Annotated in this window: 14 protein-coding genes and 1 tRNA gene; 6 read left to right on the top strand and 9 right to left on the bottom strand. The window is 47.7% G+C overall.

Annotated elements, in window-relative coordinates:
- Positions 1-216: 216 nt before the first annotated feature.
- Positions 217-292: transfer RNA gene (locus tag BGX12_RS14080), tRNA-Asp, on the bottom strand.
- A gap of 209 nt (positions 293-501) precedes the next feature.
- Complete coding sequence (nifJ, locus tag BGX12_RS14075; RefSeq protein WP_073159239.1) at positions 502-4,071, bottom strand: pyruvate:ferredoxin (flavodoxin) oxidoreductase; 3,570 nt, start codon at positions 4,069-4,071, stop codon at positions 502-504.
- A gap of 438 nt (positions 4,072-4,509) precedes the next feature.
- On the opposite strand from nifJ, the gene BGX12_RS14070 reads away from it, so the two are divergent.
- A complete protein-coding gene (locus BGX12_RS14070) occupies positions 4,510-6,786 on the top strand; it encodes a DUF6055 domain-containing protein (RefSeq protein WP_109736675.1) in 2,277 nt (758 codons plus the stop codon).
- A 330-nt stretch (positions 6,787-7,116) separates the two neighbouring features.
- On the opposite strand, the gene BGX12_RS14065 is transcribed toward BGX12_RS14070, so the two are convergent.
- The 4 genes from BGX12_RS14065 to BGX12_RS14055 all read right to left on the bottom strand — a co-directional run bounded on the left by BGX12_RS14065 (position 7,117) and on the right by BGX12_RS14055 (position 10,595).
- Positions 7,117-7,893: a co-chaperone YbbN gene (locus BGX12_RS14065; RefSeq protein ID WP_109736674.1), complete on the bottom strand. Its 777-nt coding sequence runs from the start codon at positions 7,891-7,893 to the stop codon at positions 7,117-7,119.
- A 172-nt stretch (positions 7,894-8,065) separates the two neighbouring features.
- On the bottom strand, positions 8,066-9,457 hold the full coding sequence (locus tag BGX12_RS14060) for a TrpB-like pyridoxal phosphate-dependent enzyme (RefSeq protein ID WP_109736673.1): 1,392 nt from the start codon (positions 9,455-9,457) through the stop codon (positions 8,066-8,068).
- 17 nt (positions 9,458-9,474) lie between these two features.
- Positions 9,475-9,648: a hypothetical protein gene (locus BGX12_RS15570; protein ID WP_158278267.1), complete on the bottom strand. Its 174-nt coding sequence runs from the start codon at positions 9,646-9,648 to the stop codon at positions 9,475-9,477.
- A 62-nt stretch (positions 9,649-9,710) separates the two neighbouring features.
- The gene (locus BGX12_RS14055) at positions 9,711-10,595 is read right to left on the bottom strand and encodes a PD-(D/E)XK nuclease family transposase (protein ID WP_109736672.1); all 885 of its coding nucleotides are present in this window, start codon (positions 10,593-10,595) and stop codon (positions 9,711-9,713) included.
- A 305-nt stretch (positions 10,596-10,900) separates the two neighbouring features.
- Here BGX12_RS14055 and BGX12_RS14050 point away from each other — a divergent pair, with 305 nt between their 5' ends.
- Positions 10,901-11,569: a metallophosphoesterase gene (locus BGX12_RS14050; protein ID WP_109736671.1), complete on the top strand. Its 669-nt coding sequence runs from the start codon at positions 10,901-10,903 to the stop codon at positions 11,567-11,569.
- Between the two features lie 58 nt (positions 11,570-11,627).
- Here the strand turns inward: BGX12_RS14050 and BGX12_RS14045 are convergent, their stop codons facing one another.
- Positions 11,628-12,035, bottom strand: coding sequence for a putative toxin-antitoxin system toxin component, PIN family (locus BGX12_RS14045; protein WP_109736670.1), 408 nt, complete (start codon positions 12,033-12,035; stop codon positions 11,628-11,630).
- Positions 12,035-12,376 carry a type II toxin-antitoxin system RelB/DinJ family antitoxin gene (locus BGX12_RS14040; protein WP_109736669.1) on the bottom strand — a complete coding sequence of 114 codons (342 nt, stop codon included), beginning with the start codon at positions 12,374-12,376 and terminating at the stop codon, positions 12,035-12,037. Before BGX12_RS14040 ends, BGX12_RS14045 begins: the two co-directional genes overlap by 1 nt.
- A 199-nt stretch (positions 12,377-12,575) precedes the next feature.
- Here BGX12_RS14040 and BGX12_RS15960 point away from each other — a divergent pair, with 199 nt between their 5' ends.
- The gene (locus BGX12_RS15960; protein ID WP_255416884.1) at positions 12,576-12,698 is read left to right on the top strand and encodes a hypothetical protein; all 123 of its coding nucleotides are present in this window, start codon (positions 12,576-12,578) and stop codon (positions 12,696-12,698) included.
- Positions 12,699-12,771: 73 nt separating this feature from the next.
- Here the strand turns inward: BGX12_RS15960 and BGX12_RS14035 are convergent, their stop codons facing one another.
- Complete coding sequence (locus BGX12_RS14035; RefSeq protein ID WP_109736668.1) at positions 12,772-13,056, bottom strand: hypothetical protein; 285 nt, start codon at positions 13,054-13,056, stop codon at positions 12,772-12,774.
- Between the two features lie 100 nt (positions 13,057-13,156).
- On the opposite strand from BGX12_RS14035, the gene BGX12_RS14030 reads away from it, so the two are divergent.
- The 3 genes from BGX12_RS14030 (at position 13,157) to BGX12_RS14020 (ending at position 17,764) form a co-directional block, all read left to right on the top strand.
- Positions 13,157-14,683, top strand: a complete 1,527-nt coding sequence (locus BGX12_RS14030) for a class I SAM-dependent DNA methyltransferase (protein WP_109736667.1) — start codon at positions 13,157-13,159, stop codon at positions 14,681-14,683.
- Positions 14,684-14,819: 136 nt separating this feature from the next.
- Positions 14,820-15,941, top strand: a complete 1,122-nt coding sequence (locus BGX12_RS14025) for a restriction endonuclease subunit S (RefSeq protein WP_109736666.1) — start codon at positions 14,820-14,822, stop codon at positions 15,939-15,941.
- 23 nt (positions 15,942-15,964) lie between these two features.
- A complete protein-coding gene (locus BGX12_RS14020; RefSeq protein WP_109736665.1) occupies positions 15,965-17,764 on the top strand; it encodes an RNA-directed DNA polymerase in 1,800 nt (599 codons plus the stop codon).
- Positions 17,765-17,804: the final 40 nt, after the last annotated feature.

Below are 17,804 nucleotides of genomic sequence, written 5' to 3'. Positions count from 1 at the left end.
ATTAAATTTTAGAAAATAGCCCATTTTTTGTTTAATTTAGGCGAAAGTCAACAAAAAAGGGTGGCGAAGCCACCCACACATGTTGATGAAGAGCCAAAAAATCTTCGATATTATGAAATTTAGAAAAAAGGGCGAATTAGATATTTGATCCTCCCTAAGGGAGGGGGACGGGGGAGGGAAATAAAAAAAGGACCTCTTTTCAGAGATCCTTTTTCGCGGGATAGACGAGGCTTGAACTCGCAACCTCCGGCGTGACAGGCCGGTGCTCTAACCAAAATTGAGCTACCACCCCAGTGGTTTTTGTTAGGCTTTTCAACCGAACGACCCATATATAGAAATAAGCTTTAGCCTTGTCAAGGTAAATTGCTGAAATTTCTTCATTTTTTTATAAAATAACGAAAAAAAAGACGAGAGCCAAGATTTCTCTTGACTCTCATCTAATGCTTCGTCGGGTCTGGATCCTTCGCGCGTTACCGCGCTCAGGATGACGACGTTAACCGATTACAGACTGATCAGACCTTCAGTGTCCTGAGACATTGCGGTGTAGAATGCAAAGCGTGCATCCACTTCCTTCTGGAGGTCGTCGGCCAGCTTCTTAGCAACTTCCGGGTTGTTACGGGTGAGCTGCTTGTAGCGGTTTTCGGTGTAGATGTATTCTGCAACCGGGATAGTCGGGGCCTTGGAGTCGAGAACAAGGGGAGCCTTGCCTTCGGCGGCGAGAGCCGGGTTGTAGCGGAGCAGAGTCCAGTAACCGGAATCCACAGCCATCTTCTGGTGTTCCAGCTGGCTGTTGAGATCGAAGCCGTGGTTGATGCAGGGGCAGTAGCAGATGATCAGAGACGGACCATTGTGGGCTTCTGCTTCCTGAAGAACCTTCAGAGCCTGAGCGTCGTTTGCGCCGATGGCGATACGGCCAACGTACACATTCTTGTAGCTCATAGCGATGAGACCGAGGTCCTTCTTGCCAGCGCGCTTACCAGCGGCTGCGAAGAGGGCGACGGCGCCACGGTTGGTGGACTTGGAAGCCTGTCCACCAGTGTTGGAGTAAACTTCAGTGTCGAGGACGCAGATGTTCACATTTTCACCGGTTGCCATGACGTGGTCGAGACCACCGTAACCGATGTCATATGCCCAACCGTCACCACCGAAGATCCATACGGACTTCTTGACCAGGTAGTCGGCGAATTCGTCGCGGAGGCTTACGGAAGCTTCGTCGGTAGCACCAGCGAGAGCAGCCTTCAGTTCAGCAACGTTAGCGCGCTGAGCCTGGATGCCTGCTTCGTCGGACTGATCCTGAGAAGTGAGCTTAGCCTTGAGTTCTGCAGGAACGTTCACTGCTTCGAGGAGGCTTACAGCCTGGTTTGCATGCTTGGTGATTGCAAGACGCATACCGAGACCGAATTCAGCGTTGTCTTCGAACAAGCTATTAGCCCAAGCCGGACCGCGGCCTTCCTTGTTCTTTGCCCACGGAGTAGTGGGGAGGTTACCACCGTAGATGGAGGAGCAACCAGTTGCGTTTGCTACAACCATGCGGTCGCCGAAGAGCTGAGAAACGAGACGGACGTAAGCGGTTTCGCCACAGCCTGCGCAGGAGCCGGAGAATTCGAACAGGGGTTCCAGGAGCATAGCCTGCTTGACAAGGTTCTTGTTAACCTTGGTACGGTCAAATTCGGGGAGGTCAACGAAGAAGTCCCAGCACTTGCCTTCCTGAACCTTGATGGGTTCCTGCGGCACCATGTTGATAGCCTTCTTGCCTTCTTCATTCTTGTCCTTACCGATACAAGCCTGAGTACAGACGCCGCAACCAGTACAGTCGTAGCTGGAGACGGAGATTGCGAATACGGGCTTTTCGGAGCCTTCGAGCTTGAAGCCCTTGGCTGCGGTGAACTTGAAGCCTTCCGGTGCGTTAGCAACAGCGGATTCGTCCACAACCTTCACGCGGATAGCAGCGTGGGGGCAGACCATAGCGCACTTGCCGCACTGTACGCAAGCGTCCGGATTCCAGGACGGGATGTTCAGGGCGAGGTCGCGCTTTTCGTACTTGGTAGTGCCGGTGGGGAATACACCGTCAACAGGCATCTTGGAAACGGGGAGCTTTTCGCCGTTGCCCTTGATGATTTCTGCGGTAACTTCGTTAACGAATGCAGGAGCGTTGCCGTGGATCGGAGCGCGGAATTCCTTGGTGCTGGTGACAGCGGCCGGAACCTTGACTTCGAACAGGTTAGCAAGAGAAGCATCGATAGCGTCCCAGTTCTTCTGGACAACTTCCATACCCTTCTTTGCGTAAGTCTTTTCAGCGTACTTCTTGATGTACTTGATAGCGGTATCGGAATCAAGAACGTTACCCAGCTTGGAGAAGAAGCAGGTCTGCATCACAGTGTTGATGCGACGGCCCATGCCGGTCTTTGCGGCCACTGCGTATGCGTCGATGACGTACACCTTGAGCTGCTTCTTGATGATGACTTCCTGAACCGGACGGGGGAAAGTATCCCAAACGGTTTCTGCGGAGTGCGGGGTGTTGACCAGGAAGGTTGCGCCCTGCTTTGCATACTTCAGCATGTCGACGGATTCGAGATGCGGAGTATGGTGGCAAGCAACGAAGTCAGCTTCGTTTTCACCGATCAGGTACGGAGCGTCGATGATGCTCTTACCGAAACGGAGGTGAGAAGTGGTCATAGAACCAGACTTCTTGGAGTCGTATACGAAGTAACCCTGAGCGTTGTTTTCGGTTTCGTTACCGATAATCTTGATGGAGTTCTTGTTTGCGCCAACGGTACCGTCGGAGCCCAGACCGAAGAACATAGCCTGGAAGAAGTCGGAATCCAGCTTGAAGTCGGGGTCGATGGGGAGGCTGGTGTTGCAGACGTCGTCGTTGATACCAACGGTGAAGCGAGCACGCGGAGCGTCCAGCTTCAGTTCGTCGAAGATAGCCTTGACCATAGCCGGGGTGAATTCCTTGGAGGAAAGACCGTAGCGGCCACCGATCATCTTGGGCATAGCCATCTGGCCTGCCATGACGGCTTCAGAAACAGCGGTAAGAGCGTCCTGGAAGAGCGGTTCGCCTGCGGAACCCGGTTCCTTGCAGCGGTCGAGAACAGCGATCTTCTTGACGGTCTTGGGGAGAGCAGCAACAACTGCTTCCATGGGGAACGGACGGTACAGACGTACGTTTACGAGACCGACCTTTTCGCCCTTGGAGTTGAGATACTTAACGGTGTCACCGATGGTGCAGGTAGAGGAACCCATGGAGATGATGACGCGTTCTGCATCGGGTGCGCCCACGTAGTCCACAATGTGGTACTGACGACCGGTGAAGGATGCAACCTTGTCCATGTACTTCTGGACGATTTCCGGAACCTTCTTGTAGAAGGGGTTCACGGTTTCACGGCCCTGGAAGTAGACGTCCGGGTTCTGGGCGGTACCGCGCATGGTGGGGCGGTCCGGAGTGAGGCAGCGTTCGCGGCAAGCCTTCACGTACTTTTCGTCGATGACGCTACGGATAACGCCGTCTTCGAGAGCTTCGATCTTCATGACTTCGTGAGAAGTACGGAAACCGTCGAAGAAGTGAACGAACGGGACGCGGGATTCAAGAGTAGAAGCGTGAGCCACGAGAGCCATGTCCTGGCATTCCTGAACGGAGGAAGAGCCGAGCATAGCGAAACCGGTCTGGCGGCAAGCCATGATGTCGGAGTGGTCACCGAAAATAGAAAGGCCCTGCATAGCAAGAGCACGGGCGGTCACATGGAAGACGGTCGGGGTCAGTTCGCCGGCGATCTTGTACATGTTGGGGATCATCAACAGAAGACCCTGGGAAGCGGTGAAGGTAGTGGTCAGAGCACCAGCCTGCAGAGCACCGTGAACGGTACCGGCAGCGCCACCTTCGGACTGCATTTCAAACACGCGGGGAACCTGGCCCCAAATATTCTTCTTACCAGCTGCGCTCCAGTTGTCGGCGTGTTCAGCCATCGGACTGGACGGTGTAATCGGGTAAATTGCTGCCACTTCGCTCACTGCAAAAGCAACGTTAGCGGTAGCTTCGTTACCGTCACACGCAATCATCTTTTTTGCCATGTGTGTCTCCAATTAATGAGTTAATTCAATCAAAAACTTGTGATTTAAAAAAATCCAACGTAAATTTACCCATTTTTAATGTCAAAAAGTGAAATATTTTTCAAAAATTTCCCTAAAAACAGCCACATTTTTTGACACTGGATGTAAAGGCTCGTGAAAAAACGACCTTCTAGAGGGTAAATGTGATTTCAAAATCATTACAAAAAACTTACTTTCCGTAAAAATACAAGTTTTTTTTACTCGAACGCTTTGATCGCTGGAATAAATCGAAAAAAAATAACCGGCGGGTTTCCAGGTGGAGGGGTGGGTATATCCAGCTTGTTGTAAAAGCATTGCCCGTGGACAACGGATTCGTTTGATGTTTTGGAGAAATTCGTGCGGAATCGATTTGCGTCAAATATATTTATAGATGGTGTTATTTGACCTTTTGGAGTGTTTATGGCAAATAGGAAGTTTTTTGGGGTAACTGCAGGTCTGATAGGATTGGCTGCAGTCCTCGCTCAGGGTGTAGAAGCCCAAACAATCAGCTGGAAGCCGGTTTGCGAAGCCGCCGGGCACACCTTGTTAGCCAGTTCAGATCATTTTGAAATCTGTAAGAAGGCAAAACATGACGATGGAACGGCAAATAATGCCACTTTGGATGCCGCCACCGCCCAGAACGCCCTGAAAACTCTGGAAAACATCTTTTCAGTGTATCACGATTCCGCACAATGGATATACCCGCAGCCCAGCAATTCCAAGGAAAAGCTGAAGAGCGTGGCTTACCTTTTCGAGGATTCCAAGATGGCGGCCCTGTATGGGGGAGCCAACACGGAAGCCTGTGTCAAGAATAACGGGAAGGACGAGTGCTCTCCCGGTCTGTGGCTGGGCTCGGGAGCGTTTAAGGACTTGTGGGGCTTGGCTCACGAATACGCTCACGGTTTGCAAAGCGTGGCCGGCTGGATGGGAAGCAACGCAACTGCAGGATGGATCTGCGAGTCCCACGCCAACTGGATGGCCCATCAGGTGAACCCTACGGATGCCCATTACTGCTCCGAGGCGCTGATCAATTTCCCGTACCTGTATTACGGCTCTACCCGCGACCGCTATTGCAACTGGCAGTTCATGGAACACCTGAAGGAAGAATTCGGCGGCGGTTGGAAGGGCGTTCAGGCTGTAAATCGCATGTGGATGAACAAGCTTAACGACGGAGACACAGGTTACCAGACACAGACTCCATTCGATGCCATGATTGGCGCTTATGACTGGCAGTACAGCGACCTTACCGAACAGCTGGGCAAGTTTGCCATGAAGAACGCCACTCTGGAATACGCCGGAGACAAGAAGACCATTTACAAGAAGACCTGGGGCGATTATGAATTCGCGACCCGCAGGGCTACTGGCTATGGCGATATTTACCGTAGGCATGGTCGCGTAACCATGCTCAACGAAATTGATAGTTCTTATCAGGTTCCAAGCTACTGGGCACCGCAACGCTTTGGCTACAATCTGGTTCGCCTCTATCCGGACTCCGCAGGAAAGGTTACCGTGAAGTTCCGCGGTATTGTGCAGCAGTCGAAGCCTTCCGCAGAATACGGCTGCTTCGGTACAGAATCCATCTGGGAATGGTCTGCCACCCAGAACAAGTGGGTGCAGAAAAACCTTTGCAACTTCTCTCCGGAAAAAATGCCAGATCCGGGCTCCAGCTGGACCGTGGGCCTGGTAGCCGAAGGGGCCGACGGCACTCCCCGCTATAGCGAAATGAAGTCTGGCACCGCCTTCAATCTGGATATTGAAACTAAGGCAAACGATAAGGCATTATGGCTTACCGTTACCGCCACTCCCAAGGACTTGTACACCATTACCTGGGACCAGTTCTACTATACCATCTACCGCTATCCTTATATGATCCGTATGGAAAACGGCAAGCCCGAAGGCTATGAGAATGGCGCTTGGAAACCCGCGGGTTATAAGGCCGGCAGTGGCGATTCCGAGGGAACGGCAACCGGATTCAAACGACACGAAAATGGCGGCGGCTGGGTCAGCACCAAGGCCAACGTGGCTGCAACTGTCTATGTGGGGCCTAACGCTGTGGTGAATGGCGGAACCATTAGCGGTAACGCCCGCATCGAGGATTTTGCGGTAGTGAACGGCGGAACCATTGGCGGAAAGGCGGTTGTTCGCGGCCGCGCCCTCGTTACCGCAGGTACCATGGGTGACAACGCCGTGCTGGAAGACGACGCCTGGCTTGTAAGCGGTAGCATTACCGGCAACGCCAAGGTGGGCGCACTTTCTATTATCGTGAACAGTACCGTGACTGACGATGCTCAGGTGCAGGGTGTGATGTGGGCGGTTTCTGGAAAGAAACTGAGCGGTACGGCACAGCTCCGCGGCGACCTGGAGAACAACTTCAGCCAGCAGTTGACTAAGGGCGTATTCTACGGCATGGTGGATGACGGCATGCTGACCGACGCAAACTACGGAGCCAACCGCACGGCGGCCGCTGCAGAAGCAACCGCAGACTTTAGCAACGCCAAGTGGTACTCCATCGACGAAGACAAGATGGTAATCGACGTGCCGGAAACTCCCGAAACCCCTGCAGATACTACCGCACCGGATCTTGTAAAGAAAATTCGTCCTGCAGCCCCCGCAAATCTCAAGAATCGCGGGAATTTTGACGCCATGGGCCGCCGTTTAGGGCGAATCAAGCATAGAATTGCCAATTTTGCAGATTGATGTCGATTTTACCCATAAATGGATATTTTTCATCGTGCTTATGGGTAAAGCCACTGCGAAATTGGATGCTTGGAAAAAAGTTTTACCCATAAATCCAGCCTTTTCGAGGGATTTATAGGTGCTCCAGCGATTCTTTCAATGCAATTTCATATTAAATCGGCGACATCGCCCTAAAATTTACCTATAAAATGAGCTCAAACACGCCATTTATAGGTAATTTGCGATTTATCGTTGTCAAGTAAATCCAATTCTGACAGAAAACAAAAAAGTATCGACCTTGGCCGATACTTTTTCATTTACCTGATTTTTTGTAATCTTAGCGAAAGAGACTTATTTGCACTTAAAGCCCTGCAGTTCCAGGCCAGCCTTCATTTCGGCATAAGAGGACTTGCGCTGCATGTTCATGGCCTTGATAAAGGGGCTTTCGTTGGCGGTGTGCAGTCTAAAACCGGTGATGGTTTCTTCTACGGTGCCCTTGCCGCTCTGGATGAACATCTGCTTCAGCTGGTCGCGACGACTTTCCAATTCGGGAGTCACAAACACATCGGTTACCAAGTCCACATTGTCAATGTGGTCATCGGTAATCACCAGGGACATGGTCACGTGATTTTGAATGCCGCCGAACTGACCGTTGGTAGAGCAGGAAAGCTTCTGGGTGCCGACCTTTTTCTTGGATGCGGCTTTGGCGGGCTTTGCAGCGGGCTGGGCCTTGGGAGTGTACTGCAAAGCGGCAAACAGCTGTTCTTCGCTGGCGGCACCCTGAATGCGGTTCACGATACGGCCATCCTTGATCAAGAAGAAAGTAGGGAAGGCCTGGATGGGCAAAGTGTTCTTGATCTTCTGGACGTTAGGTTCGTCAAAGCCTACGGAAGCCACCTTTACATCGGGATACTTCTTGGCGATATCGATGAGGGTGGGAATCATGATGAGGCACGGCGGACAGCTGGAAGAGAACACGTCCAAAATGGTGGGCCTGTCGGTGTTCATGATTTCTTTTTCGAAGTTGCTGTCGTCTACGCGGACAATCTTGATGACATCTTCGGCGGCCTGGGCGGTTATTGCTGCAGCGCCAATTAAAATACAAGCAAATAATTTCTTGAAGTTCATTGTAATATTCCTTTTTTTATACCCGAAGGCAAAATAGAAAACTTCGGATTTATAGGCTAGGGCTATAAAAAAAGCCCGCGGGCATAAACCCACGGGATGTTTCGTCACTGGATCCTTCGCTTCGCTCAGGATGACGCTGATGCAACCAGTTCAGGATGACGCGGAGCGCCTATTAGCCTTCAACCTTCGGAAGCATAGCAAGGCTCTTAGCCAGGTCTTCGTCGGTAGGAATGTAGTCATTCATTTCACCGTCGTTGAACTTCTGGTAGGCAACCATGTCGAAGTAGCCGGTACCGGTCAGGCCGAACAGAATGTTCTTGGCTTCACCGGTTTCCTTGCAGCGGAGAGCTTCGTCGATAGTAGCGCGGATAGCGTGGCTGGATTCCGGAGCCGGCAAGATACCTTCGGTCTGAGCGAAGAGGCGGGCAGCTTCGAACACCTTGGTCTGTTCCACGGAAGCAGCGCGCATGTAGCCCTGATCGTAGAGTTCAGAAAGAATGGAGCTCATGCCGTGGTAGCGCAGGCCACCAGCGTGGTTTGCAGACGGAATAAAGCCGGAGCCCAGAGTGTACATCTTGGCCAGCGGGCAAACCTTACCAGTATCGCAGAAGTCGTAAGCGTACTTACCGCGGGTAAGGCTGGGGCAGCTTGCAGGTTCGATAGCCAGAATATCGTAGTCGGCTTCGCCACGGAGCTTTTCGCCCATGAACGGAGAGATAAGACCGCCAAGGTTAGAACCACCACCAGCGCAACCGATAATCATGTCGGGCTTGACGCCGATCTTCTTGAATGCAGCCTGAGCTTCCAGACCGATCACGGACTGGTGCAGCAGCACCTGGTTCAGCACGGAACCCAGAACATAGCGGTAGCCTTCCTGAGTCACAGCTGCTTCAACAGCTTCGGAAATAGCGCAACCCAGAGAACCAGTGGTGCCCGGGAATTCTTCGTTGATCTTGCGGCCAACGTTGGTGTTCATGGAAGGAGACGGAGTAACGGAAGCACCGTAGGTGCGCATCACTTCGCGGCGGAAGGGCTTCTGCTCGTAGGAGCACTTCACCATGTAAACCTGGCAGTCGATGCCGAAGAAGGCAGAAGCCATGGAAAGAGCGGTACCCCACTGGCCAGCGCCAGTTTCGGTGGTCACACCCTTGAGGCCCTGCTGCTTGGCGTAGTAGGCCTGGGCAATAGCGGAGTTCAGCTTGTGGCTGCCGCTGGTGTTGTTACCTTCGAACTTGTAGTAAATGTGAGCCGGAGTGCCGAGAGCCTGTTCCAGGAAGTAGGCACGAACCAGCGGAGACGGGCGGTACATCTTGTAGAAAGTACGGATGTCTTCGGGAATTTCGATATATGCGGTATCGTTGTCCAGTTCCTGCTTGACCAGTTCGGAGCAGAACACGCCTTCGAGCTCGGCAGCGGTCATGGGCTTGCCGGTACCCGGGTTCAGGAGCGGTGCCGGCTTCTTCTTCATGTCGGCACGAACGTTGTACCAAGCCTTCGGCAGTTCAGATTCTTCCAGGTAGACCTTGCAAGGTCCATCAATCTTCAGGGAGGAGCAATTACGCATATTAGTCCTTTTGTTAGTTAAAAGCCGTTTTTTGCAACCGAAAAACTCAAAAAAGCCTGAACTTCGCCAAAACTCGCTGGATTTCTCGGAATTTCAAAAATTAACGCATATAATTTACTCAAAAATTGCTCGGTTGAATCGCAAATTTCCTTATTTCTTTCAATTTTTAAAGGGAAAAATGATTTTTTCATTGAACTTACATTGTTTAAAAAAGAAAAACCCCGTTCAAGTGAGCGGGGAGCTTTATTAGCTTTTACAGCAGGCCGTGTTGTTTAAGGATTGCGGCGTATTTGTCGGCACGGGCTTTTTCCGCTTCCAGCTCCTGCCTGCTTGCTTCGATGGCCTGCCTGCTGGCCGCGATTTCCTCTTCCTGCTGTTTGATCAGCTCTTCGGTGTACTTGCGGGTAGAGATTGCGTCCAGTCTACGGCGTTCTTCCATTTCCTGGCGGTAGGCTTCGATTTGCTCTGCACTGAATGCCATAAGATCCTCGTACACATCTTCAAAAGGTTCAACCCGGGTGGGTTCCGCGATAAATTTACACAAATCCAGAAGGTTTTGCAAGTACGTGTTACCGTGTCCCGCATCCTCGCGGATTGCCTGCTCCAGGTAATTTAGCTGGATAATGCACCAGTGCATGGTGTCGAATTTGAACATGCGATTTTCCTGCGCAGAAATGTCCAAGTTCAAAAGCCAGGAGGTGTTCGGGAAAATGCAATCCTGCGAAATGATGATCTGATAGCATTTTTTTAGTTCCTTATATTTAGCGCCCTTGGCTGCTTGGGAGGCGTAGAGCTTGGCCCCGTAATACGAAAGCCTCTTGGCGTAATCGTCCTTTTCGGTCCATAGCTGGACTTCTACATCGGCCTCGTCGCCATCGTCCATGACCACGCGGACATCGAAGCGGGATGTTTTTTCGGTCTTGGGCTGTGTGGATGCGAAAGTTTCTGTAGCCAGAGGTTCCGCCTTTTGCAACTTCCTGCCAATGAGCGTTGACATCAGCTGCCGCAAGTTTTCCCGAGATTTGGGATTGTCGCGGGTGTATACGTACTTGAAGGCGCAATCCGCCAATAGCGAGGCAATTTCTGTTTTGGGGGATTCGTTGTTGCCGATGATGTTTGTTGTTTTTTGAGAGTGCATATTATCTCCTATAAGAAAAAAAACACTTGATTAACTCAAGTGTTCAGGAGACGATTTGTAACGCTCGGGAGAAACAATAGTTTATGTGTGTTTTTTGTAAAGGGTGAAAATGTAAAAGAACTGTAAATTCAGTTGTCAAGGCTATCGTGGGTGGAAGTGGTTGTATCAAAATTTGCGACAACCACTCAACATGGAGCTAATGAAGAAAACATCTCATGTGCAAAATTTGCACATACCACTCTAGGCCCGAAGAGAAGGAAATCATGGTGGATGTTATCGTGAATTGTTTGTGAGGAGTTTAGCGTATGACCTATTATTTTATTAGCGACCTGCATGTTGATTTCTACAGCCCCATGGCGCGCTCCAGTGCGCCACTGCTGAAAGCCTTTGAAAAATTCTATGAGCAGAATTTCTTGCCTGCCGATGCCTGCTGCATTGCGGGGGATATCGCCAACAATTACTTTACATACGTGGAGTTTTTAAAGTTCATCGCCACGAAATATGCCAAGGTGTATTTGTGCCTTGGCAATCACGACATCATTACAGAGAAAAAGTCTCACTACGGCAAGGACCGTGATTTTTTGACTTCCGAAGAAAAGATTGAATTCTTCTGTAACGAGGCGGCAAAAATTCAGAATGTGCATCTGCTTGAAAATCGCGTTGCAGATGGCATTGCCGGTTGCATGGGCATGTGTGACTTTGAGTATAAGCACGTGCCAGGAGCGACTGCGGCGCAGAACAAAACACTCTGGAAATTCTGCTGGTTTGATGGCCGCCATTGGAATTACAAGGGTAACGATCCCGATGCACTTTGGCAACATTACGATCAAGCGATGCAGTCCTTGACGCAGCAACAGCCGAGCATCATGATGACGCATTTTCTGCCGCTGGAGATAGCAAAGGCAAAAAGCACCTGCTGCTCTGCAATCCCGTCGGCTACCCGAACGAAAATCCCTATCAGGAAAATGGATTGAAAAAGGAGGATTTTGTGGTGGAGGTGGGGTGAATTTGGGAGTAGATCCCACGACAAGACTATTTCTTAAGCATTTCCAAAAAATCTCGTGGGGTAACGACAATAGGTGCTGAAGGGAAATGCTTTATATTTCCTGTAACAAGATGTGTCTCGGTTGTCTTACCATGAGCTAAAGCAACGGAATAAAAAACGACATCCTTTGGGTCGGGCATGTTTTCTACGATTTCTACCAAATCCTTTTCAGCGACACCCAGAATTTCTATTTGATTCAAGGTAGCTTCAAGCAACATCTTTGGAAAATGAAATTTCTCCCGATTTAGTACAAGTCTGTATTCGTTTAGAATGTCTTCGTTATAAACGGGAATTACATTGCCTTCAAAAACGGCTTGTAAAACTTGACCGGGAACGGAATCCCATTTCAGTAAGGCAGATACGATAACATTCGTGTCAATGACCGCACAGCGCACTAAATACCCTTTCTTGCGGCGTCGATTTCGGCGTTGATTTCATCTAGACTCATGTCGGCGACGCCCGCTTCTTGTGCTTCTGAAGAAAGAGCTTGCATAATTCGAAGCATCTGGCTGGCGGAACGCTTGGGGGAGGCGTTGTAGGATCCTCGCACATCAGCTGCCATTAACGGAGCCGTTTTGTGAGATGAAACCTCAAAGGGAATGCGCCCTTCGCGAACCACTGTGCGGGCGAAAATGTTAATCGCGGTAGCCATAGACATGCCGAATTCTTCACAAAGAGAATCGAATTCCTGCTTCAGATCACTATCCATTCTAACGCTAAAGGCTACTTGCGGCATATTAAGCTCCTGTTTGGGTTTAAATATACAAAAATAAAACCAAAATGGTATCACAATGGTATTGTTTTAGCTTAAAACATATGTAATTGTCGCCCAATAGGCGACCTCGCGCTACACGGGAAAGGATATCTTTAAGTCAAAAAGGAGGCCATGATGGAAGCCAGAAACCTGCACTTGCAAGTGGGACCCCTACGACTATGTGGACCGTTTCTGCCGCTATCTCTTGGCAAACACCAAGATTCCCCTGGAACAGCGCATCGCCTACGCTGAAAAGAACTTTGTCAGGAATCACCCCATACATGAGAAGCTGAAGGGACTATAGTTTGTGTTGTGTGGGAACCCCGGGGAGGAATCCCTGGGGTTCTTTTTCCATTAAATATTTTTTTTGATTTAAATTATGGCAAAATGTCTTTTCCAAGTCCGCAGAATGCTTGACGAATATCAAAAAGCCTTTTTTGTCGATTAAAGCACTCGTCGGCATCAAGTTCTTTCTTCAATCTTAAATCATCAAAACGATCATGCAACGTGGTCATTGTTACAAATCTTCCGATATTTTCAACTAAAGTGGCATCTTCTTCATTCTTATTGTTCATAACAAATTCTGGATAAGCCTCCAAGGCATCCAAGATAAGGTCGAATTCAGTTAAAATCATTGAGAATTGGTATTGTTTATTATTCATATTTATTCCTTGTTAATGGCAACATTGCCAAGAGAGAATATCTTATATTTCCTCACATAAATCGTCCAACGGGGTAGGATTTTCATTTTAAGGTACATACATGGCACGAATCTCCAAGAAAGCTTCTTCCGAGAACACTGTAGCGATTGGCTTTGAACAGCAAATCTGGAATGCCGCCTGCGAACTGTGGGGCCACATTCCCGCCGCAGAATACCGCAAGATCTTTACCGGCCTTATCTTTTTGCGCTACATCTCCGCCGCCTTCGAAAAACGCTACAACGAACTAGTTGCAGAAGGTGATGGTGACGAGAACGACAGAGACTACTATATCTCCGAGAATATCTTCTTTGTGCCCGAAGAAGCCCGTTGGCCCCGAATCTCTACCGCAGCCCACACCCCCGAAATCGGCAAGGTCCTAGATGAAGCCATGATCGCCGTTGAAAAGGAAAACAAGAACCTGAAAGGCGTTCTCCCCAAGAACTACGCCGCACCCGACTTGGACAAGCGCGTGCTCGGCAACGTGGTGGATGTGTTCAGCAACATGGACATGAGCGACACCGAAGCAAGCAAGGATCTGCTGGGCCGCACCTACGAATATTGCATCGCCCAGTTCGCAAGCTACGAAGGCGTCAAGGGCGGTGAATTCTACACCCCCGCAAGCATCGTAAAGACCATCGTGAACATCCTCAAGCCCACCGAAGGCAAGCGCGTCTATGACCCCGCCTGCGGTTCCGGCGGCATGTTCGTACAGAGCGTCAAGTTCATACAGGCCCACAGCGGCAACCGCAATAACATCAGCGTATTCGGTCAGGAAGCCAACGCCGACACCTGGAAAATGGCCAAGATGAACATGGCAATCCGTGGCATCGACGCAAACTTCGGCGAACACCACGAAGACACCTTCTTCCACGACCTCCACGCCAACGAACGCTTCGACTTCATCATGGCCAACCCGCCCTTCAATCTCAAGAACTGGGGCCAGGAACAGCTGCAGAACGACGTCCGCTGGCAATACGGCCTGCCCCCTGCAGGCAACGCCAACTTCGCCTGGATCGAACACATGATCTACCACCTGGCGCCCGGCGGAAAAATCGGCCTGGTCCTTGCAAACGGAGCCCTCAGCTCGCAGACCGGTGGCGAAGGCGACATCCGCAAGCGCATCATCGAGGCCGACCTCGTGGAAGGCATCGTGGCCATGCCCACCCAGCTCTTCTACAGCGTCACCATCCCCGTGACCCTCTGGTTCATTACCCGCGGCAAAAAGCAGAAAGGCAAGACACTCTTCGTGGACGCCCGCAACATGGGCCACATGGTGGACCGCAAGCACCGCGACCTCAGCGAAGAAGACATTCAGAAACTCTCTGACACCTTCGAACAGTTCCAGAAAGGAAAACTCCAGGACGAAAAAGGCTTCTGCGCCGTAGTGGAAACCAAGGACATCTCCGCCCAGGACTACATCCTTACCCCCGGCCGCTATGTAGGCATCGAGGAAACCGCCCAGGACGACGAACCCTTCGACCAGAAAATGACCCGCCTCACCGCCGAACTCTCCCAGATGTTCGCAAAGAGCCACGACCTCGAAAAGCAAATCAAGAAAAACCTGGAGGGCCTCGGATTTAAGATTTAGTGGGGGAGGAATCCCCCTCGCTCCAGCCGCTAATGCGTCTTCCGCTACCCCCTCTCCTAGGGGACACCCCTAATACCCCGAAGCAGGAAAGAACCGCATCGCTGGAGAACAAACCTTAAAAAGAGACAAGAAGAGTATGAGTCAAGTTGAGTGGAAAGAAGTAAGGTTAGGAGATGTTTGTATAGTTCTTAATGGACGAGCTTATTCTCAACCTGAATTGTTAAATTCTGGGAAATACAAAGTACTCCGTGTTGGAAATTTAGTTGGTGGAGACAAGTTCTATTATTCTGACATGGAACTTGAAGAGAATAAATATTGCTTTGATGGTGATTTGCTTTACGCATGGGCATGTAGTTTTGACTCTTACATTTGGAAAGAAGGCAAAACAATTTTTCATTATCATATATGGAAATTACTTCCAAAAGAAGATGTCTTAGATAAGAAGTTTTTTTACTTCTACTTGAAATATGTTACACCGAGACTTTTGGGTAAAACAAATGGCAGTGTGATGCAACACATTACGAAGGATTTGTTTGAAAAAACAGAACTTTCATTACCCCCACTAGAAGAACAAAAGCGAATCGCTGGCATCCTCAGCAGCCTCGACGACAAAATCGAACTCAACAATAAGATAAACGATAATTTAGAGAAACAAGCCCAGTTATTGTACTCGGAAATGTTTATAGAAGAACCTGATGTTCCGCTAGGATCTGTTGTGATTACAACTTCTGGAGGAACTCCGAATCGAAAAGAATCTTCTTTTTACACGAATGGTTCTATATGTTGGGTGAAATCAAAGGAACTTCTAGGTTCATTTATTTTAGATACAGAAGAAAAAATTACAGAAGTTGCTCTAAATAAATCTGCCGCAAAAAAAATTCCTGCAAACTCTGTGATGATAGCCATGTATGGTGCTACTGTAGGTGAATACGGCATCATTTCAAAAGAAATGACTTGTAACCAGGCTATTTGCGCCCTCGTTGAAAATGAAAAATATCCATACACCTATTTGTTTATGTACACAAAAATGCATAAACAAGAACTAATAAATATGGCTGTTGGTTCTGCACAGCAAAATATTAGTCAGTTAATTATCAAGGAAATGTTAGTTCACTCTGATTTAGATAAAATTCAAGCATATCATGCAAAAACTGATTCACTATTTCAGGAAATGAAAATGATTCAAGAAGAAAACCAACGCCTAACTATCCTCCGCGACACCCTTCTCCCAAAACTGATGTCCGGTGAAAGTCTTTAGAATTATGAGGGTTGGTATTCTAAATGGCAAAATCGAAAGCAAAATCAGTTGCTGATAAAAGATATGAAAAATTTTGTTCTATAGAAAATCTTCAATTAGCATGGAATCGTATATATGCGAATAGTGAAGATATAGGTTATAAAAATCTATATCGAGCACTTTTTACATATTATGATTATGACGCGGATGAAAATCTCAAGCGCCTTTCAGAACGCTTAAAAAATCGATCCTATAAGCCATCAAAATCATTTAAATTTTACAAACCGAAACAGTCTGGTTTGCAAAGAATGTTTTCGCTTTTAGATATTGAAGATTTGATTGTATATCAAGCTCTTGCAAATATTATTGTTCCTGACTTTGCAAAAAAAAGAGAACCTCTTGAGCGCACATTCATTTTTAGTCATCTTTTCAATAAAGAATATAAGGACAATATTTTCTTATTTGAAAAATGGAAAATAGGCTATCAGGCATATAAGAATAATATTGCGAAAAATTTTAATGCAGGTTTAAAGATTACAGCCCATTTTGATTTGGCTGCTTACTATGACACTATTGATCATAATTCCTTATTAAACAGTTCTTTTAAAGAAAAAGATGAAAGTGGGAATACGGGTATTCGTAAACAGTTGGAAGAATGCTTAGAACGTTGGAGTAATAAATCTGATGATTCTTTGAAACAACATCATCACGGAATACCCCAAGGGCCGATGTCTTCTGCCATATTTGGTGAATTGTTTTTATCGCCAATAGATAAATTCCTTGAAAAAAATAAAATTACGTATTCAAGATATGTTGATGATTTTGTTATTCAAGGAAAAACATTAGAAGAAGTTCAAAAAGCAATTGTTTTACTTGAAATAAAATGTAAAGAATACGGTTTAGTTCCTCAAGTTGGAAAGTTTGAAATCACCGAATCTAAATCTGTAGAAGACGCAATCGGAAAAGCTCCTAGTTTGTCAAATCAAGAAAAAGAGAATGTTTTTAGTTCGCCAGAAGAAACTCTTTCTCTAGTAAATAAGGCTTTTCTTAAAGAATCTTTTGATAGTTCAAAAATTCGATACATTTTGAAGGTGTATCAAAATTCATCAATCTTATTGGATGTCGTATTTCAAGAATTCAGAAATCATTACGAATTTGTAGAAGAATTCTGTATATACCTAAAGCGTTTCATCGTTAGTGATATAGATCTGATTTATCCCTTTGTAAAGGATCAAATTCTAAAAACTGTTCCATATGAGTTTGTTGAATACGAATTATGGATGCTTCTTGCTGAAATAAGTGAAAATTTTGATTGTTCAGAACTTGGAGAATATGCCGTAAGACAGTTGAAGTCGTGTAAGTCTTTTGCAAAATTTGGCATATATACATTTTTATCCACGCTAAACGACAATCGTTTTATTTCTTACCTTTCGCATGAGACGGAAGTAACAATGATGTTATTTGCGATTCCATTAATCAATTCTAACGTTGTCGAAAATGAAAAATTCGGCGATTTGCTTTCGTATTATGCAAGAAGAAGTTCAGAAATACTGAAGATTGTGTTGAGTAGACATCTTTACAATTTAAGACTATTTCGAAAAATTAGCCAAGAAAAGTTAGAGGAATGTTTGGTTGTTTTGCCGAAGGTTGATGAAGTTTCTTATAAAACAATCAATTTTTATCTAAAAGAAGATTTTGGAATTGATTCTAAGATAAAGTGGGATGATTTTTTGGGAGATGGCTACCAGCAGGCTTGTGCGTTACTCTATAATGCACATATAACTCAAAAGGCGAATTTAAGTCGCCAAGTAAATTTGTTTAACTTGCCTAGAAATATACTCTAATGGGGTGAGAAATCCAAGTCGTTTTCTCGGCCGATTGTTC

The organism is Fibrobacter sp. UWR4, from assembly GCF_003149045.1.
Lineage (GTDB): Bacteria > Fibrobacterota > Fibrobacteria > Fibrobacterales > Fibrobacteraceae > Fibrobacter.
The sequence above is the reverse complement of the archived record's forward strand: the minus strand, read 5'-3'. Positions and strand labels throughout refer to the sequence as shown.